This window comes from Wolbachia endosymbiont (group A) of Scambus nigricans (assembly GCF_947251485.1).
GTDB classification, from domain to species: domain Bacteria; phylum Pseudomonadota; class Alphaproteobacteria; order Rickettsiales; family Anaplasmataceae; genus Wolbachia; species Wolbachia pipientis.
In genome coordinates this window covers 777,881-797,817 of the sequence record NZ_OX366356.1, presented here as the reverse complement: position 1 = coordinate 797,817, position 19,937 = coordinate 777,881, and the positions used below count along the sequence as shown (strand labels likewise).

Sequence of the window (19,937 nt, the reverse complement as noted above, 5' to 3'; positions counted from 1 at the left end):
TTCCTATGAAGCAAGTACTTTAATCCTTCTGATTATAAATATTAATTTGCTTAAATCAAGTTTAGAAGCAACCATCTCATCTAAAAAACTATTATAACGTTCTATGTAGTCCTTATCATCACAAGCCCAGGTTTGAACCTTATCTTCGGGGTTATTAGTAGCTTTTATGACTTTAACAGCTAGCTTGTGATGGTAATTGCTTAAATCGTCCAATAAATCATTAACTAAGCTGCGATCCCAATAAGAAGAGCGGCTTTTCATCTTGATGGCAATTGTTCTAATCAGATCGAATCTTAACAGCGACTTTAACTCAAAGTATATTTTACCAGCATCAAGAATGGACAAAGATGTCTGTTCAGCAACAGATATAATGTCCAGTGCATAAGCAAGAACGCATAGATCAGCAACTTTTTTTGCTAGATCTTTATTTATATTAAGTTCTACTAAAGAAGTTGATCCATGGCTATAGATCTTTAATAGGTGTTCATCTAAAACATCAGTTAAGTTCTGGCCTAAAGTTTCAATTGCATCTTTAAATTTTGTAACATCATCCAATTCTACAAAGCTAAGCTTGCCAAGATTTTTCACTAGCCAAAATGATACTCTGCCAATAAATTTCTGCACGTTCCTCACTATTTGTAAGTATGAGTTAACATCAATTTTTCCATCCAATTCATCAATTTTCTGCCACAGGCTGTTTAAATCATACAGGTGGTTAACAACAATATATATGTTAACCGCTTCTTGTATCTTAATTCCAGTGTTCTCAGCCAAATTATTGATGAATATACAGCCCATTCTATTCACTACATCATTTGCAATGCAAGTAGAGATAATTTCTCTACGAAGTTGGTGTTTTAATATGAAATCCTTAAACTTTGTTACCATCTTTTTAGGAAAATAACCTAGCAAGTAGTCATGAGATATAAGATCTTTTTCAGACAGATCGGAATGTATAATTTCATTTTTTATTGCTGTTCTAGCATAAGATATTAGAACAGAGAGCTGAGGAGAACTGAAACCTTTTGCACCAGTTAACATCCTTGCTATCTCTTCTTCAGTTGGAAGAAATTCTACGCTTCGGTTTAACAGCCCAGATTTTTCTAAACTGAGTAGTAACCTGTGGTGCTGCTCCAATCTCTCTTTAGCTTGCAAACACTCAAGAAGTAATGCTTTTGTTTCAATTTTGTTGTGGTTCTCAAGCACTTTGGATGCAACTTCATCCACCATACTTGCCAGTATTTCATTCCTTTTTTCTAAAGAAATACCCCCTGCTTTCATAGCTGAAACAAATGCAATCTTAATGTTAACTTCAAGGTCCGAACATATCACTCCGGCTGAATTATCAACAAAGTCTGCATTGATATATCCACCTTTTTCAGCATATTCTATTCTTCCAAACTGTGTACAACCAAGATTTCCACCCTCTATAAACATAGAAGCTCTAATATCTTTACCATTCACTCTTAACTCATCGTTTGCTTTGTCACCGACCATGCTATGATTTTCACTCTTTGCCTTAACAAACGTGCCGATTCCTCCATTCCATATGAAGTCCACTTTTGCTTTCAACAGATATCTAATCAAATCACTTGGAGGTAGCATATCTTCTGTTATATCAAAGCACTTTTTTATTTCTTGAGAAATGTTTACTTGCTTACTGCTACGCTCAAATACTCCTCCACCCTTAGAAATCAAATCTTTATTATAATCCATCCAAGTTGAAAATGGTAACTCAAAGAGACGTTTACGCTCTGTGAAACTCTTTTCTGCATCAGGGTTTGGGTCAACAAAAATATGCATATGGTTAAATGCGCCGATTAAATGTATATTTTTTGAAAGCAGCATACCGTTTCCAAATAGATCGCCAGCCATATCTCCAATTCCAATAACAGTTGTATCCTGGTAAATATCCTTATTCATTTTCCAAAAATGCCTCTGTGCTGCAATCCATGCACCTCTGGCTGTAATACCCATTTTTTTGTGATCATAACCTGCTGATCCACCAGATGCAAATGCATCGCCAAGCCAAAAATTGTATTCAGAGGCTATCTGGTTGGCATAATCAGAAAATGAAGCAGTGCCTTTATCTGCTGCAACTACCAAGTATGGATCGTCTTCATCATACCTAATCACATTCTCTGGTGGAATTATTTCACCATCAACCACGTTATCAGTAATATCAAGCATTCCTCTAATAAAACTCTTATAGCACTCAACACTTTTCTCTCTTAAAGTATCTTTGTCTTTATAAACTTGCTTAATTACAAACCCACCCTTTGCGCCAACAGGGACAATAACCGCATTTTTTGTCATCTGAGCTTTCATGAGCCCCAAAACTTCAGTGCGAAAATCTTCCGTCCTATCCGACCACCTTAAGCCACCACGGGCTAATTTCCCTCCTCTTAGATGTATTCCCTCAAAAAGGTTTGAATAAATATATAATTCACGATACGGACGAGGATCAGGCAAACCATTCACTTTACTTGAGTCAAATTTTATGGATAAGTAGGGTTTATTATCTTGATAATAACTGGTACTTGAAATAGCCATTATCAAGTTAAATATCGAGCGCAAAACGTAATCATGTGAAACATTGCTGATCTCTTTTAGAAGTTCCTCAATTTTTTCTCTGACAATGTCTGTAGTTTCTGCTCTATCAATGTCTATGTTAGGATCAAATCTTGCATGAAATAGTTGTATCAAATACTTTACTACTTTTGGATACTCTGAGACTACCTTTTGGATATATTCTGGGTTGTAGTTAAATGACGTCTGCTTTAGATAGGCACTTAGCGCTCTAATCAGAAGCACTTCCTTCCACTTGAGCCCAGCAATAATGATCAAACTATTGAAATAGTCATTTTTAATTTCCTTGCTAAACACTTTCGCAAGTGTTATTTCAAATTGCTCTTTTAGAGTAATGTTGTCTATTAATTCATCGACTCTTGACAACACAAAATGGTGTATCCATATTCCACCGTTAATTTCTATGTAATAGCCATTATGAGATAGAATTTTAGCTCCCAAATTCTTAGTGATCCTTAATATCTTCGATAATTCAAGGCCTCCATTGTTTGGAGTATAAACCTTTAATTGATAATTAAGATTATCACGAGTAAGTCTTAAATCGACCTCGCTAACTCCTTTCTTCCTCACTATCTCCAATTTTTTCATATCGTAATATGCATCATGAGGTTCGAAACTCTCTTGATAGCTTATTGGAAATGCCTTGCAATAACGGATGAATATATCCTCAACAGTGCTAAAAGTATTGTATAAATTGTCTATAAACCGATCTTCCCACTTTTCTGTAATGTTTCTTAATTTGTTTTCGATATGCAAAACTTCATCATCAAGAACGCTAGCATTTTTGGTCTTTAGCACTACATGCAATTTCATCAAATCATATTCATTGATAATGTGATTGTTATAAATATCTGAACTTTCTGCACTTGTCTCATCCTTCAATATGTCACGTATCTTGAACATTAGCCTAGCGCTAGCATAACGCATCGGTATCAGCACTATGCAACTAATAAAATCCCCGACTCTTCTTAAAAATAATCTGACCCTTGGCCTAATCGCAAGAGACATGATCGAAATGCAAATTTTAAATAATTCGTCTTCATTTGATTGGAATAATTCATCACAAGAGAACACTTGCAAAATAGAAATCAAAGCTTTATTGTTGTGGCCCCCGGTTACAAATCCTGCATTTTTTTCTATAACTTTAACTTTATCTTTTATTATTGGAATAGTTCGAATATCTTGGACCTCCGCTACAGAAGTAAATAGCCCGAAAAAACGCCGTTCCTTTACTACATTACCCTGGTCATCAAATTCTTTTACTCCTATACAATTCATGTATGTACGCCGATGGACTATTGAGATTAGATCTGATCTCAATATGTATAGGGAATCAAGGTTTGCAGAAGGAATCAACGTACTTTGACCTACTCTCATCAGGCCAAGGTCCTTTTTGCCATCACAGACGAGTTTTTCATCTTTACCAGCAATATATTCTTGATAACCTAGAAATACAAAATTATTATTCTTTAACCAAACTAGAAAATCTTTTTGCTCTTGATTTCGGTCTGTTGTCATTCCAGTGCGTGACACTGGAATCCACGTGTCCTTTTCCTGGATCCCAGTATCAAGTACTGGGATTACAGAAAGACTTGCCTCATCAAGTTTCTTAAGCATTAAGTGCCAATCTTTCACAACGCAATTAACTGCTTTCAGCGTTTTTTGTAGAGATTCTTTTAATGTATCAACAAAACTGTCACTTATACCTTTGATAATTAGATATATAACTGACTCTTTGATTCCATTGCTTTCTTCCAAAGGGTAAATCTCGTCTATTAGGCCATCTTTTCTTTTAATGTTAATTATGCTGTTGCTGTAATAGCATATGGTTAAATCGTGCGACTTAATAGTTGCAATAACGGAGTCAACCAAAAATGGCATATCATCGTTTGTTATCTTAATCGTGGTAAAATCGCCTTCTATTCCTGGTATATCATCTATATTACTTACTACTAACTTATTTTCATCTTTCTCTTTTTGAGAAACAAAATTGTAAGCATCGTTTACAATATATAGCAAAAACTTATCGTTGGCTTTTAGGTCGCTTTTATAAACAAAACTATAAAAATACTTAATAAATTTTTTAATTTTTTCTTTATCTTGCTGATTTTCTTGATCAGCTAACTTAAATAAAGACTCAGTGTCAACATTATGATCTATACACATTTTTTTTAACAAAAATACACAGTGAACTTAAACCTTTTTAACTAAGATTTCATTATTAAGAGCGTACACTATTAGCTCATCATTTTCTACTACTTCCCCTGATAAAACTAATTTAGCTAAATTATTTTGAATATACTCTTGTATAACCCTTTTTAGGGGCCTTGCTCCATATTCAGGGTCATAGCCAGCTTGTGCTATTAGTTCTTTAGCTTCCTGTAACAAACTTATACTCAGTTTACGCTTAGCAAGTGTTTTTTGTAAATAAGAAAATTGAACATCTATAATTTTATAAATGTCATCTCTGGTTAAACTGTGAAATATAATAATTTCATCCAGCCTGTTTAAAAATTCTGGACGAAATGTTGATTTAACTATTTGCATTACTTCATTTGATCTCTCTGGTGTCATTCCAGTGCGTGACGCTGGAATCCACTTTTTTTCCTGGATCCCAGTGTCAAGCACTGGGATGACAGAGGGCTTTTCAAGAGAGCTATTTTCTTTTGCTCCTTTAAGCATTATCTCAGCGCCAAGGTTAGAAGTTAAAATCAGTATGGTATTGCGAAAATCAATTAATTTGCCATGACTATCAGTGAGTCTACCCTCATCCAAGATTTGCAGCAATAGATTAAATATATCTGGATTTGCTTTCTCGATTTCATCAAACAGAATAACCTGATATGGCCTTCTTCTTACCGCTTCAGTTAATCTGCCACCTTGTTCATAGCCAACATACCCTGGAGGCGCGCCAATTAGCTTTGAAACAGAATGTTTTTCCATATATTCTGACATATCAAAACGCAAAAGCGCTGATTGATCGTCAAACAGAAATTCAGCAAGGGCTTTTGCCAGTTCCGTTTTACCAACCCCGGTTGGGCCTAAGAATAAAAATGAACCGAAAGGTCGATTAGTATCTTGCACACCAGAGCGAGAGCGCCTAACTGCATTACTTATTGCTTCTATCGAGCCTTTTTGCCCTATTACTCTTTTTCCTATTTCATTCTCCATGTTAAGAAGTTTTTCCTTTTCGCTGTGCATCATGTTATCAACTGGAATTCCTGTCCACTTTGAAACAATGTTTGCAATATCATCTCCAGTCACTTCTTTCTTTAAGAAACTATCAGTAACCTTTTCCTGATTTTTTAATTCATTCTCAAGCTGAGGAATCACACCATACATCAGCTCTCCTGCTCTTCCCAAATTCCAACTACGCTGAACTAATTCCAACTCTTTTCTAGCGTTATCTAATTTTTCGGCTGTTTCTTGTATTCTAGCTATTTTATTCTTTTCCATCTGCCATTTGCTGTTCAAGTCAGCAAATTTACTGTTTAGATTTTCGATCTCTTCATTTATCTTTTTTAAACGCTGTTTAGAATTTTCATCACTTTCTTTTTTTAAAGCCTCTGCTTCAATCTTTAGCTGTATAACCTTTCTCTCAAGTTCATCAATAACTTCAGGCTTGCTATCCATTTCAATTCTCACCCTGCTTGCTGCTTCATCAATCAAATCAATTGCTTTATCAGGTAAAAACCTATCTGTTATATATCTATTGGACAACGTCGCAGCAGCAATTATTGCACCATCTGTAATTCTTATACCATGATGCACCTCATATCTTTCCTTCAAACCCCTGAGTATTGAAATGGTATCAGTTTCAGTTGGTTGAGAGATAAACACAGGCTGAAAACGCCTTGCAAGTGCAGGATCTTTTTCTATATGCTGACGATATTCATCTAAAGTTGTGGCTCCTATACAGCGAATTTCTCCACGCGCAAGAGCAGGCTTCAGCAGATTCGAGGCATCCATTGCACCACTTGTTGCTCCTGCTCCAACTAAAGTGTGCAATTCATCGATGAATAATATAATTTTTCCCTCCGCTCTCGAAATCTCATTAATCACTGCTTTTAACCTTTCCTCAAACTCTCCTCTAAACTTAGTGCCAGCAATTAGTGCTCCAAGATCCAAAGCTAAGACCTTTGCATCATGCAAACCAAGTGGTACATCGTTTGCAACAATTCTATTTGCAAGCCCCTCAACTATTGCAGTTTTTCCAACACCAGGTTCACCGATCAGCACTGGATTATTTTTTGTCCGCCTCAGTGATACCTGCATAGTTCTTCTGATCTCTTCATCACGACCAATGACAGGATCAAGCTTTCCTTGCATAGCAAGCTCTGTAACATCTTTTGTATATTTCTTTGCTGCGTTTAATTTTTCCTCACTGTTTGGCGAGTCCGCACTGCTGCCCTTTCTCATTTCTGCAACAACTGAGTTCAGTTTTTGTGGAGTCACACCATTCTCTGCCAGAATTTTGCCTACAGTATCATCTTTTTGTGCAGTGAGGCCCTGCAGTAAACGCTCGACAGCAACAAATGAATCTTTATTTCTCTTTGCAATACCAATTGAATCTTCAAAAACTTTTGCTATTTCTCTTGAAAGTTGAAGGCCACCACTTCCTGGACCTTCAATTACTGGCAACTTTCTTATTGCACTATCCACAGCATCGGAAATACTCTGCACATTTCCACCACAAGCGTTTATCAAATCCTGAACTAAACCTGATTCATCTTCAAGCATCACTTTTAGTAAATGCTCAGGCATAAAAATCTGATGCCCAGCTCCCAACGCTTTCATTTGAGCACTTTGAATTAGACTTTTTGCTTTTTCGGTAAATTTATTTAAGTCCATAACACCAGTTAAATTCGTATTTGCTGATATATATAACAACTGATTTCATAAATTTAAACCTATAGCCTTTCTTATAATAGTCCGAATGCGATAAGATATGTGTTTATGGCTATAGCAGGCCAGTAGCATATTACGGTCTGTTCGGATTATTGTAAAAAGAGCTATATCTTGTATCTCAAGACCTTTGGTTTTTGTTGCTGAAAATGGTTGTATTATTTAAGTTATTAACAATATACAATACTAAGTTAATGTAATTTATTTGGAGATGACAGGAAAATTTATTGTAACCTTATATTTTAAATAGAATAAAGTTCTTTTGTTAGTATTGTCCTTTTTGTAAAAAATATTCCTAATTTCTTCATCATTTCTGTGGGTAAGGTCATCTGCTTCTCTACCTCAAGTGGTTAACAAAGTTTCTTGTCACGAGGGGCCAAATGGAAATCTGCTCGTTTTCACGCGAATTAATGTTACAAATTCTATATATTTCGTTACAAAATGGCATTCGCTTTCTCCATTATCCTTTACCTGCATTTTCATCAGCGTTCCTTGCGGTTTGCTTGCCATATAGGCGGAAATACAGGCTTACCCTGTTCCTTCTGTCATACAACAGTGGGTTAGGTGACTTCTCTATACCGGTGATTTGCGTACATCCAGAAATGAAAAATGTCACATTACCTTTTGGTCGGAGCTTATCAGCATCTTTAGCTCTTTAATCGTTACGATACTTATGAAGCTTCACTTACGTTCACCATACCACTAAGCCTAGCTCTCCAACCACATGATGCTTGTAGTTTATGCTCCTTTCACGATTGAGCATCTTCTTTTTCAAGAGGAGGTTCATTGTCCGCATCGCTTGGCACCAACCGGTTACCCGATTCGCACTGATGCGTAGACTCAGATGGCAAAACATCTGGTTTAATAAGTTTTAGAACTCTTTTAGTTTCTTTCTGAAGGAATTCCTCTCCTTTTAAACAATATGACCGAAGACCTTCAGGTCGCACCATTTCAATAATTAGCTGGGTTCCAGCAGAATCAGTACAGAAAACATCAACAATACTTTGTTTTTTAGAGGCAATCTCAGCATCCATGATAGTGCTGAGAAATTCTATTTCTTCTATTTCATCTTTGCCAGCGAAGCCCAATATATCATTGAGAAAGCGAATGAGAATATCTTTATTTTTCTCAGTGCCAAATATTCTCTTGAACGCGAAATTGTTTTTTGGATCGAGAAATTTCGAAAAGGCCATAATTAAATACAATTAGAAGACGAATAATTATACACTATTTTTCGCAAATGTTCAACCTCTGATTACTCCTTATTCTTTGCCCTTCCTGCACGCTTACGTTCATTTGGATCAAGGAATTTCTTGCGTAAACGTATAGATTTTGGAGTTACTTCCACCAATTCATCATCATCTATATACGCTATCATATCCTCCAGTGTCATTATCTTTGGTGGAGTGAGCTTTATAGCTTCATCACTACCTGAAGCTCTTACGTTTGTTAATTGCTTACCCTTTAACACATTTATCTCCAAATCATTGTCACGGCTATGCTGGCCGACAACCATGCCACAATATACCTTATCCTGTGGCTTAATAAACATAATTCCCCTATCTTGCAAATTGAAAATTGCGTATGCTACTGCTTCACCCTTATCAGTGGAAATTAAAACTCCATTGCGCCTTCCAGAAATTGGACCTCTATGTGGAGCATAACTGTGAAATAAACGGTTGATTATGCCCGTACCCCGAGAATCAGTTAAAAACTCTCCTTGATAACCAATTAATCCTCTTGATGGCACTAAAAACGTTAATCTTGTCCTGCCATTACCAGAAGGTCTCATGTCAGTCACTTCACCTTTTCGGAAGCTGAGTTTTTCCATGATGATTCCACTATATTCATCATCTACATCAATTACTACTTCCTCTATAGGTTCAAGTTTTTTGCCATCTTCTTCCTTAAATAGCACTCGAGGGCGTGATACCGAAAGCTCAAAACCTTCTCTCCTCATATTTTCAATTAACACCCCAAGCTGTAGCTCACCACGTCCACCTACTTCAAACGCTTCACCGCTTGGTGCCAAAGTCAAAGTAATTGCAACATTTGTTTCTGCCTCCGCGTATAAGCGATCCTTTATAGCAGTTGAGGTAAGCTTTGTACCTTCTTGTCCAGCAAAAGGCGAATCATTAACGCTTAGAGTAATCGCCATTGTCGGCGGATCAACTGGAGTTGAGCTTACTGCAGTTGTAACCTCTGGTGCTGCTATAGTGTCTGAAACTGAAGCTTCCTCAAGTCCTGCAATTGCAATTATGTCTCCCGCCACAGCTTGTTCTACTGGAATGCGTTTCAAGCCAGAAAATGAGAGCAACTTAGTTAATCTTCCTCGTTCAATTACTTTACCATCGAGGTCAAGCACCTTAAGATCTGAGTTGACTTTTGCAATGCCCTGATAAACCTTTCCTGTCAATATTCTGCCAAGAAACTTATCAGACTCAAGTAGAGTGACCAACATAGCAAAAGGTGCATTTTGATTATAAACAGAAGGTTTTATATAATCTATAACCGTTGAAAATAATGGGCTTAAATCTTTTCTTTCATCAGAAAGCTCCTTAGCACACCAGCCATTTCTACCTGAAGCATACAACACTGGAAAATCTAGCTGCTCGTTGGTTGCATCAAGGTTAAAAAATAACTCATATATTTCATTTAATACTTCATCAATTCTGCTGTCTGGTCGGTCGACCTTATTGATTATTACAATTGGCTTCAGATTTGCTTTTAGTGCTTTTGACAACACAAATTTAGTTTGTGGCATGGGACCTTCTGCAGCATCAACCAGCAGCAACACACCATCTGCCATGCACAATACCCTTTCTACTTCTCCACCAAAGTCTGCGTGCCCTGGCGTATCAATAATATTGATTTTTTCATCACCCCACATTATTGATGTGCATTTTGCAAGTATTGTAATCCCGCGCTCACGTTCTTGGTCGCCACTATCCATAACTCGCTCTTGAACTTCTTGATTCTCGCGGAACGTGCCACTTTGTTTTAACATGTTATCAAGCAAAGTAGTTTTACCGTGGTCAACGTGTGCGATTATTGCTATATTTCGGATCGATTTAAATTCGTTCATTTTCTATCATTTCAAAATTAATTTAGTAATAAGTATACATAAAATACACTTAGAGTAAATAACTAAAGCTGTGCTGTGTTTCCAAGATGTTATAGGATTATTTTGTTAAATATTCCCTACTTCCAGGTTTTGTTATGGGTAGTTGTTTTAATTCACTTGGAAGTTCTTCCTCGCTGTAGTTTTTGATGTTCAGTTCAATCAAAGATATGACAGGAAAAGGCAGTTTCGTTTCACTATTTCTCTTTATCAAAGAAGCTTCAGCAACAACTTTACCTCCTTCCCCTTCTGCACATTCCACTGCTTCAAGTGAAGATTTACCTGTGGTTATTACATCTTCAATGAGCAATATTTTCTCACCCTTTTTGATCTTAAATCCACGGCGTAATTCAAACTTACCATTAACGCGCTCGCAAAACATTGTCTTTATTCCAAGCTGCCTGCCAATCTCATAACCCACAATTATTCCACCAATTGCAGGAGATAATATTAAATCTATGGAGCTATTTAATTCTTTTTTTATTTTATCTGCTAATAATGCGCAAACTTTCATGGCTCTGCTTGGATTTTTAAAAATCTTCGCACACTGTATGTATGTGTCACTATGCAGCCCGGATGATAAAACAAAATGCCCATGCAAAATTGCTTCTGCTTCTTTAAATTCTTTTATTATTAGGTTATTTTCGTCTAATATCATTTTTTAAGTTTCACTATTACATTCTTTATTAATTATCTGAGTGATACAAACATCAGACCACACATTTATTGCAGTTTCAAACATATCGATGATTGTATAAATAGGCAAAATCAGTCCCATAATATGCAGAGGAACATTCATCGACATGAGATAACTGGTTGCCATAAAATAGCACCCCATCGGCACTCCAGCGTTACCAATTGCAGCCCCTGTAGCTAAAAAAATCCATATCAACATTTCGCTTAAGGAAAATACGTATCCGTTCATTTCTGCAACAAACATTACAGTGATTAGTATAAATGCAGCACATGCATTCATGTTAATTGTTGTGCATATTGGTAAAATAAAAGACGATAATTTCTTTGGCACCTTTAGCTTGTTCTGCACACATTCTATAGTTGTTGGCAATGTTGCACTGGATGATTTAGAAAAAAACGCAAGTGTGAGTGCTGGCATAACCCCTTTCAGCGTTTGAATTGGTGATATGCCTTTATACCACATAAATAGCGGTAAAATCAGAAATGCCTGCACAAAATTTGCAGACATTATGCAAACAAAATACCATAAAAGATTGTAGAACTCACTACCGCCTTTTAATTCATGCAAAAAACATGTAATAAAAGACCAAACAGCAAGCGGAATAAATTTTAATAACCCTTGAGCAATTTTAAGTAGCGTATCAAAAAGTGCAGAGAATACTTGATATAATATATCCTGCTTTTCTTTTGAAAGTGAAACAATAGCTCCACCCATCAAAAAAGCGATTAATATGCTACCAATCATATTATTTTCAAGAAAAACTTGCACAAAATTAGAAGGAATGAGTGATTTTAAATATGAAAAATAACTGTGGTTATTGCTGTTAATACTCCCTATTGTATTACTTATGAAATTTTTTCTTGCTGGATCTATTAACAAATAAAACGATAATGCAACAAACGCAGCTATAATAGTTGTAAGCAGAGTATAAAATAGTGTTTTCTTAACTAAGACTTTGATTTCAATTGAGTCTTTGAGCCCGCAAATTGTGGAAACTATGGATAAAAAAACCAGAGGTAAGCTTATTAATTTGAGCAAGCTGATAAAGATATCACTAAATAGCTTTGCTATTTCAAATATGATTTCATTGTTTAGGTAGTAAGCAACTATTGCAAGCAGTATAGAAAAAAGTATTGCAAACTTGTGCATTGAAAATAAAACTTCAAAGTAACATTATACAATAATTTTGCTGTTTTGGAATCAGATTGATAGACAAAATAACTTTACAGATTAGGGAAAGATAAGAGGATGTGTTTATTCGGAGACAGTGTAAGATTTCTTAATTTAAATTTAGGTGCACTTAGCCCATTCTGGTGATAACAAATTGGAATAGATAAGATATGATAACTAACTCTTCTGCGAGTATATAGTTTTGCCGGACACAACAGTACGTACTACGTGTCCTTTTACTTTGCGACCATCGAAAGGAGAATTCTTTGATTTACTAGCAAAGTTGTCAGTTTTAATTTCCCATTCATAATTGAGGTCAACTAAAATTAAGTCTGCAGCAAGGTTTTTTTGTATACGACCACGTGGTATGTGTATTATATCTGCAGGCTTATATGTCAATTTTGCAAGCACATCAAGTAGACCCATTTGCCCACTGTGATAGAGTTCAAGTGAAAGGGGTAGCATTGTTTCAAGACCAACAATACCAAATGCAGCATTTTCAAGTGGTAGATCTTTAGAACTACGATCATGCGGAGCGTGATCGGTTGCAATGCAGTCAATCACACCTGTCTTTAAACCTTCAATCATAGCTAAACGATCTTCTTCAGTGCGAAGTGGCGGGTTCATTTTTGCAATTGCCCCATGTTGTTTTACTATATCTTCAGTCAAAGTGAAGTGATGAGGGGTTACTTCGCACGTAACATTTAATCCCAAATCTTTTGCACGTTTAATAGCATCAAGTGAATCTTTTGAAGAGACATGTAAAATATGGTAGTGCACATTCTCCATATCTTTCATGAGCAGTATATCGCGACTTACCATAACCGATTCTGACGCACTTAAGATCCCCTTTACTCCCAATTCTTCAGAAATTTTACCTTCGTTGATTGCACCACCTGCTGATAAATTTAAATCTTCTGCATGTTGAGCAATAGGAACATTCAGCATACTTGAATAAAGCAGCGCCTGTCTCATAATCATTGGGTTCATAACTGGCATGCCATCATCGGTGAACCCAACCGCACCTGCTTCCTTTAAAAGTGCCATTTCAGTCAGGTGTTCTTCCGAAGTGGTGATTTTAGCGTAAAATTCAACGTTTACATGTGAAGTTTCAAGTGCTCTATATTTCAAATATTTAGCCAAAATAACGCTATCAATTGCTGGAACAGTGTTTGGCTGACAAACTACAGTTGTAACTCCCCCCGCAGCTGCAGATTTGCTGCCTGTATATATAGTTTCTTTATGTTCCTGGCCTGGTTCACGAAAATGTACGTGAATGTCAATAAGGCCTGGCATTAGAACAAGCCCTTTACAGTCTATTGTTTCATCAACTCCACTTGTTGAAAATAATGATTCACCAAAGTCAACAATTTTATCCCCTTCAGTCAATAATGAACCTTTTATATCAAGTTTAGTTTCCGGGTCGATAATACGAGCATTAGTATACGCAATTTTATAGCCTTCCTTTTGCCCTGTTTGCAACAAATCCCAAGTTTGAGTCATTATATTTGAGTATCGATTATAAAATAAATCTAAAGTTTTTTTAATAAAACACAACCAAATTAAAACACAGACTAAGAGCTGTCTTGAATTAAAGTGCTTTCATTATCCTAAAGATTTGGTTCTTATAACCTAGTTAGCTCAGTTTTAACGTTAATGTGTGAAGCTCTGAGTTCTGTTGAAGGATTTTCCAGCTGAATATCTAGCTCATTCTGTATGTTCGATAAACAAATTAAAGCTGAATCAAAAATTTCATCACACTGCTTTGCTTCATGTATATCATCAATTATTTCCTCGAATTCTTCCACATCATCCATTTCTTGCGGCGCACTTTTTAATATCGCTTTTATTTGGTTTAAGTTTTGACGAATTTTCTCCTGATATCCAACAATTCTCTCTTGATATATATCAATCATTTTTTGACATGCGTTGCCTCTAAATGGATGTTCTTTTTTCTCTTTTATGTAAGAATTTTGAAAGTCTTTACAGTTAAGGATTGCTTCTCTATGTTTTTTTATGTCATTAATTGCGCTGATTATCGACTTATCTATTTTCTTTAAATTTTCTTCCCGTTCTTCTCTTTTAATTATACTTTTGGATTCATTTTTTATCTGGTTCATTTTGTCATACAGGTTTCTGCATCCTTTGTAAGATGCCATTGGTTGTAACATTCCTTCTTTTACACCTTTATTGTAAAAATTCTTCAACTCATCATTTGATAGTATTGTTATAGCATCTTCCCTTTTACCTTGTGATTTAGGATACTTTTTATTCAATAAACTAACATGATTTAACAAGAAATCTCTAACTAGCCCTTCTTTTTTTACTTCGGATAATCTTTCTAGTGTTTCTATATATTTCAGAGTTTCCGCAAAGAGCTGTCCACCAGAGGGAGCAAATCCTTGAAGTGATTTACTCTGTGCTTTACAAAAATCGGTTTGTAAAAAATCTTCAGCTTGTTTTTTTATTACTGAAAGTTCATTAAAGGCTTTTTCTGGATTGATTTTTCTCAAAATACTAATAGCTTTTCTAATCGCTTTTTCTCTCTTTTTATTATCTTGCTTTTCATTTAATATGAGATGTTCAGTTTTGGTAAAAGCATTACCTTGATCACTCTTTGCAATGTTACAAACGATGTTTTTTACAACTTCTTCGGTTGCTGCATAATCTATTTCTTTTGCAAAGCAGTCAACAAATGATTGCCAAACTTTTTTATTAACAAGTTTACTTGTCTTATTTTCAAAATCTTCTATATCTTTGAATCCTAAAATAGTATAGAGATTTTTTTCGATTATTGGTTCGGCATGTTGTTTTGCCACTTTACCTTTTATATTGAATGGAAATTTACTAATCTTAGTTGTACCCACAATGTTACCTCAATATTAACGCTATCTATAAAAGTATAAAGATTTAATATTTAATTTTTAATTAATACTAGCACAGCTAACTACGGGAGCATTATGCTAGCATCAATTAACACTTTAACTTCTAACTTATCATCAGTAATATTGTTTATATAAAAACTATAATTTTTTATGCCTGAACTTGGGAATATATTGCTATTGCTAGCCTGCTTATTGTCTTTGACATATTTGTTTTTACCGCTTAGTTCTTGTCGGTTTATTACCACTGCCATATTTTTTTGTGTATCAACATCAATGGCTATTTTGATCTACTGCCACATTACAAATGATTTTTCACTTGAAAACGTATACTACCACTCACACACAACAAAACCTTTGATCTACAAGATTTGTGGTGTTTGGGGAAATAAAGAAGGATCTATGTTGCTTTGGACCTTAGTGCTCACCATGTATTTATTACTAATGGATATTTATATACCTTCTGTCATCCCAGTGCTTGACTACTTGGATCCAGACAATTTAATTGCAAATGAGTACATCAAATGGCAGTATAATAAAAACTGGGTTCCAGTGTCAAGCACTGGAATGACACCAGAACGAACTAATGGTAGTAAATTAAAAAAAATATCTCTTATCACCCAAGGCTTGATTTGCTTTTGTTTTTTACTGTTCACTTTACTTGAATCCAGCCCCTTCACTAAAATGCCAGGCATTGAAACAGATGGACTGGGTTTTAATCCGATATTGCAAGATATAGGCCTTGCTATTCATCCACCGATATTATATTTGGGGTACCTTGGGTTTAGCGTTCCTTTTTCGCTCTCTATAGCTGGATTAATTGCAAAAGTTGAAGGAAATGTTTGGGCTAAAATTGTCAGGCCTTGGGTACTTATTTCTTGGTCGCTGCTCACTTTGGGCATCAGTTTGGGTAGCTGGTGGGCATATCGCGAACTTGGGTGGGGTGGATTTTGGTTTTGGGATCCAGTGGAAAACGTTTCTTTGATGCCGTGGCTAATTGCAGTAGCGCTGACACATTTGTTGCTCGTGGTACGGAATTTCAATGTTTTAAAGAACTTTGCTATTTTACTTACGCTTACAACTTTTATATTGAGTGTGACTGGAACATTTCTAGTCCGCTCAGGAATACTCACCTCAGTGCACACGTTTGCAGATGATCCAAGGTATGGACTGTATATATTAGCTCTACTTGGTGTAATTACAGTCAGTAGCTTAGTAATATTTGTAGTATTTACGAGAAAAAATCACACGTCTGCGATGTCATTCCAATGCTTGACACTGGAATCTGAAAAGAAACCTGCTACTCAAGTGACAGAGGATAGAAGATTCTTTTCACGCCTTACAATGATGCTGATGAACAATTTATTATTCATCACTGCCTTTTTCATTGTGTTCGTTGGCACTTTATACCCTACAGTGCTCGAATATTTAACCGGTGAATTAATTTTAGTTGGAGAACCATATTACAATTCTTTATTTAATCCTATTGCACTGGCTATTCTAGCCCTCACGATAATTGGGCAATACTGCAGTTGGCAGGGAAATAGTCTATTGCCAATATTCCGTGAATATAGATTTTCATTTTGTAGTGCTGCAGCTATTTTGCCGTTTATTTTTCACATGGAGCTAATAATTGTGCTATCAATTACTATCTCCATAGCATTATTAGTCTTTGTTTTAGAAGCATACAGTAAAAGAATTTGTTTATTTAAGGTAGCATTTGGTGAATCAATTTTATTAGCAAGAAAAGTTTCTAAATCCTACTATGCAATGATTGCAGCTCATGCTGGAGTGGCAATTCTAGTGCTTGGTATAGCTTATTCAGTTGGTTGGCAGGAGAAAAAAGAAAATTACTTAAAAATAGGGGATAGCATAACAGTCAATAAATTTAAAGTTACTTTACGAAATATTGAGCTAATAAAAGAAAAAAATTTCCATGCAGTGAGGGGTACAATGGATATCAGGAATTTGCTGAATAACAAGATATTGGGTGAAGTAACTCCTGAATATAGATTTTACCTTGCGGAAGGTCAGAAAAATGTTGAAAGCAGTATCTACCACAATTTATTTTCTGATATTTATGTTGTAATTGGAGAAATTGATAAGAGTAAGAGCAAAATCGCAGCTAAAGTGCACTATAAACCTGGAATGTCTATAATCTGGCTTGGATCCTTTCTTATCGCTTTTGGTTCGCTCTTTGCTGCTTTTCCTTTTAGTAAACGGGCGAAGGTTGTCTAGCTGTCGTGGATTTATTAACAACGCTCCTAGGTCCAGAGTGCAATATATGAGAAATTACCGGGCTATAGATACTGATTTGCAAAGGTTAGAACCAAAGAAAGTTATATTTTTTTATTGACAGACCTATATATTGCGATATTCACTAAGGGGTTAGTGAATAATGGTTATACAATATGAATGATGGGGTATCAGGCAAGGAAAAAGCTATACGCACTGCTTTCGATTTTAAGGAGCCTTACAGCGATTGGCATCAAAATCTTGAAAGTAATGCACAAACTCCTCTACAGCACTCCGATGATTCTTGTACAAGTGATAACAGTAATAATCATAGGTCAGGTGATTCAGATTCAGAAGAAGGTGATGGCCATGGTTCAGGTATTAGTTCCGATGATGAGGATGACCGGACAACTTATACAGCAGTACAATTAACTAATGATTCTCTTGATAGCCAAAGATATACAGGAATATGCATTCCCACACCAACTGATGGTTGGGTAGGTGAAAATAATCATCAGACTGGTTTATCAGGTAATTTGCCAAACGGAAGTAATAATCCACAAATTTTTGAAAGTATTGATCCAGTATGGCTAGATAATATTGTTTTTAGCAATCTAATTCAGCTTTCCTTGATTAGTCAAGAGCATAATTCTACCTGCAATGATCATGTAATTTGTGATTCAGGTCACAATTCTGACGATGAGGATCAGATTCCAGAGGACTTTCCTTCAAGGAAACGAGTACGATCGATTGAAATTGATCAGTTTGAACCGTTGTACAGGAAGAGGAAAATAGAAGCACAAAATAACCAAAAATATACAGGAAATGTATGTACTCCAACAACAACTGATGGTTGGGTAGGTGAAAATAATCATCAGACTGGTTTATCAGGTAATTTGCCAAACGGAAGTAATAATCCACAAATTTTTAAAAGCGATCCTTTACAGCATGGTAGTAATGGTTTAGGTTATAACTTCAATGATTATAGTCAAGCGACTTGTAGCAAATTAAGTGCTTCAGATCAAGAAGAGGGTCAAGGCTATTCTTTAGGTGATTCTTGTGAAAGTAAAGAAAATTTGACAAAGGGCGCTGGCGGTAGTAATCAGACTTTTGAAGGTGAACAGAAAAGCTCAGAATCTCCGAAAGTTGACAATTGGTCAGATAGTGATGGGAACTCAGAAGATAGTTCGGACTGTGGTGATAATGATGTTGGTCATTATGATACAGATTGTGGTAAACGCTACAGTCATCTGAGTTTTCATGATGAAAACACAAACATAATAAAAAAAGATTCTTTTTCTTTAGCCCAAATAGAACTGAATAAAGCAGAAAAGGAAAAGTATGAAAGTATTTGGCAAGAAATGGATAAAATCCTTAGTAATTCAGATGAAGCTGGTGAATGTGAAGAAGATGATATTGGGAAGTTGAAAGGGAGACTTGATGAAGTTATAAGCCAAGCACTGGAACAAGGAATTATGTTCACTTTTCCATATAAAGACGGCGAGTCCTTTGTAGACCGTATAATTAATACAACACAAGAACTATATTGGGTCGATTCTACTGAGAATTCTAGACTTCTAGAGGAGAAAAAGATATTACAAGTAATATCGGAGGGTGCAACTTTAAATAAATTTACTAAAGAGAGGTACGATGATTATGTAGATTGTATTTACAGAGAAAAAGAGATTTTAAGTCAAAGGAATAAAAATATTTTAGGACTTAATAATTTAGCATATGAAAGTATTGTAAACAAAAGCAAGCAGACTCAAAATGTATTGGGAGTAGACAAGGATAATGGGTATTTTTGTATAGAATACTCGCAAGATAGTATTGTTGAAGTTGCAGAAATCCTAAACAATGAAAAAGCCAAAGACTTAAATTTAAGAGTTGGCATACTCAAAATTGGAGAAAGTATAGTAAGAGTTGAAAATGTAGAAGAAATAGGGGGAAAAAGAAATTACATGGATGTCTCAAAAGGTGGTATTGAAATGTCTTTTACTACTGAGGTAGGAGAGATAAGTATTTATCTAAGTCCTAGTGAGAAAGGCAGCAATAAAATAAAAGTGGAGATTGATGGGGAAAACAGAGCAAGGTTTAATGAGTTAAAAAATAGGGGAAAAAGTTTAGGGGAAAACTGTCTTTTAGGAGGAAAAAGTGTTGAGGAAGCTATAGAGCATGAAAGTTTTGAAAGATATGGCAGTGTATCTAACACTGCTATGAAGGAACCTAGCTTAGGTTCCGTTGCTAACATAGCAAGGGGGGGATAAGCTTGCAGAGATAAAATGATGGGCCAAATTGGCGGTATTTTGCTCTTGTAATGTACTTCAAAATTGCAAAG

Annotated in this window: 10 protein-coding genes and 1 pseudogene; 2 read left to right on the top strand and 9 right to left on the bottom strand. The window is 35.7% G+C overall.

What is annotated here, in order from left to right; genetic code table 11:
* Positions 1-3: 3 nt before the first annotated feature.
* The 9 genes and pseudogenes from OPR46_RS04465 to OPR46_RS04425 form a co-directional block, all read right to left on the bottom strand.
* Positions 4-4,755: an NAD-glutamate dehydrogenase gene (locus tag OPR46_RS04465; RefSeq protein ID WP_265044085.1), complete on the bottom strand. Its 4,752-nt coding sequence runs from the start codon at positions 4,753-4,755 to the stop codon at positions 4-6.
* A gap of 27 nt (positions 4,756-4,782) precedes the next feature.
* Positions 4,783-7,440 carry an ATP-dependent Clp protease ATP-binding subunit gene (locus OPR46_RS04460; protein ID WP_265042966.1) on the bottom strand — a complete coding sequence of 886 codons (2,658 nt, stop codon included), beginning with the start codon at positions 7,438-7,440 and terminating at the stop codon, positions 4,783-4,785.
* Positions 7,441-8,441: 1,001 nt separating this feature from the next.
* Positions 8,442-8,687 (bottom strand): annotated as a pseudogene (locus tag OPR46_RS06560) (PD-(D/E)XK nuclease family transposase); the annotation flags it as partial.
* A gap of 62 nt (positions 8,688-8,749) precedes the next feature.
* Positions 8,750-10,579, bottom strand: coding sequence for a translational GTPase TypA (typA, locus tag OPR46_RS04450; RefSeq protein ID WP_265042961.1), 1,830 nt, complete (start codon positions 10,577-10,579; stop codon positions 8,750-8,752).
* 97 nt (positions 10,580-10,676) lie between these two features.
* Positions 10,677-11,273 carry an orotate phosphoribosyltransferase gene (gene pyrE, locus OPR46_RS04445; RefSeq protein ID WP_265042959.1) on the bottom strand — a complete coding sequence of 199 codons (597 nt, stop codon included), beginning with the start codon at positions 11,271-11,273 and terminating at the stop codon, positions 10,677-10,679.
* A gap of 3 nt (positions 11,274-11,276) precedes the next feature.
* Positions 11,277-12,461, bottom strand: a complete 1,185-nt coding sequence (locus OPR46_RS04440; protein ID WP_265042956.1) for a dicarboxylate/amino acid:cation symporter — start codon at positions 12,459-12,461, stop codon at positions 11,277-11,279.
* A gap of 198 nt (positions 12,462-12,659) precedes the next feature.
* Complete coding sequence (locus OPR46_RS04435) at positions 12,660-13,985, bottom strand: dihydroorotase (RefSeq protein WP_265042954.1); 1,326 nt, start codon at positions 13,983-13,985, stop codon at positions 12,660-12,662.
* A 122-nt stretch (positions 13,986-14,107) separates the two neighbouring features.
* The gene (locus tag OPR46_RS04430) at positions 14,108-15,349 is read right to left on the bottom strand and encodes a hypothetical protein (protein ID WP_265042952.1); all 1,242 of its coding nucleotides are present in this window, start codon (positions 15,347-15,349) and stop codon (positions 14,108-14,110) included.
* An 80-nt stretch (positions 15,350-15,429) separates the two neighbouring features.
* The gene (locus OPR46_RS04425) at positions 15,430-15,618 is read right to left on the bottom strand and encodes a hypothetical protein (RefSeq protein ID WP_022626229.1); all 189 of its coding nucleotides are present in this window, start codon (positions 15,616-15,618) and stop codon (positions 15,430-15,432) included.
* On the opposite strand from OPR46_RS04425, the gene OPR46_RS04420 reads away from it, so the two are divergent.
* The gene (locus OPR46_RS04420; RefSeq protein ID WP_458694309.1) at positions 15,539-17,602 is read left to right on the top strand and encodes a cytochrome c-type biogenesis CcmF C-terminal domain-containing protein; all 2,064 of its coding nucleotides are present in this window, start codon (positions 15,539-15,541) and stop codon (positions 17,600-17,602) included. The genes OPR46_RS04425 and OPR46_RS04420 overlap by 80 nt on opposite strands.
* A 173-nt stretch (positions 17,603-17,775) precedes the next feature.
* Positions 17,776-19,866 carry a hypothetical protein gene (locus OPR46_RS04415; RefSeq protein WP_265042950.1) on the top strand — a complete coding sequence of 697 codons (2,091 nt, stop codon included), beginning with the start codon at positions 17,776-17,778 and terminating at the stop codon, positions 19,864-19,866.
* The last annotated feature ends 71 nt before the right edge of the window (positions 19,867-19,937 follow it).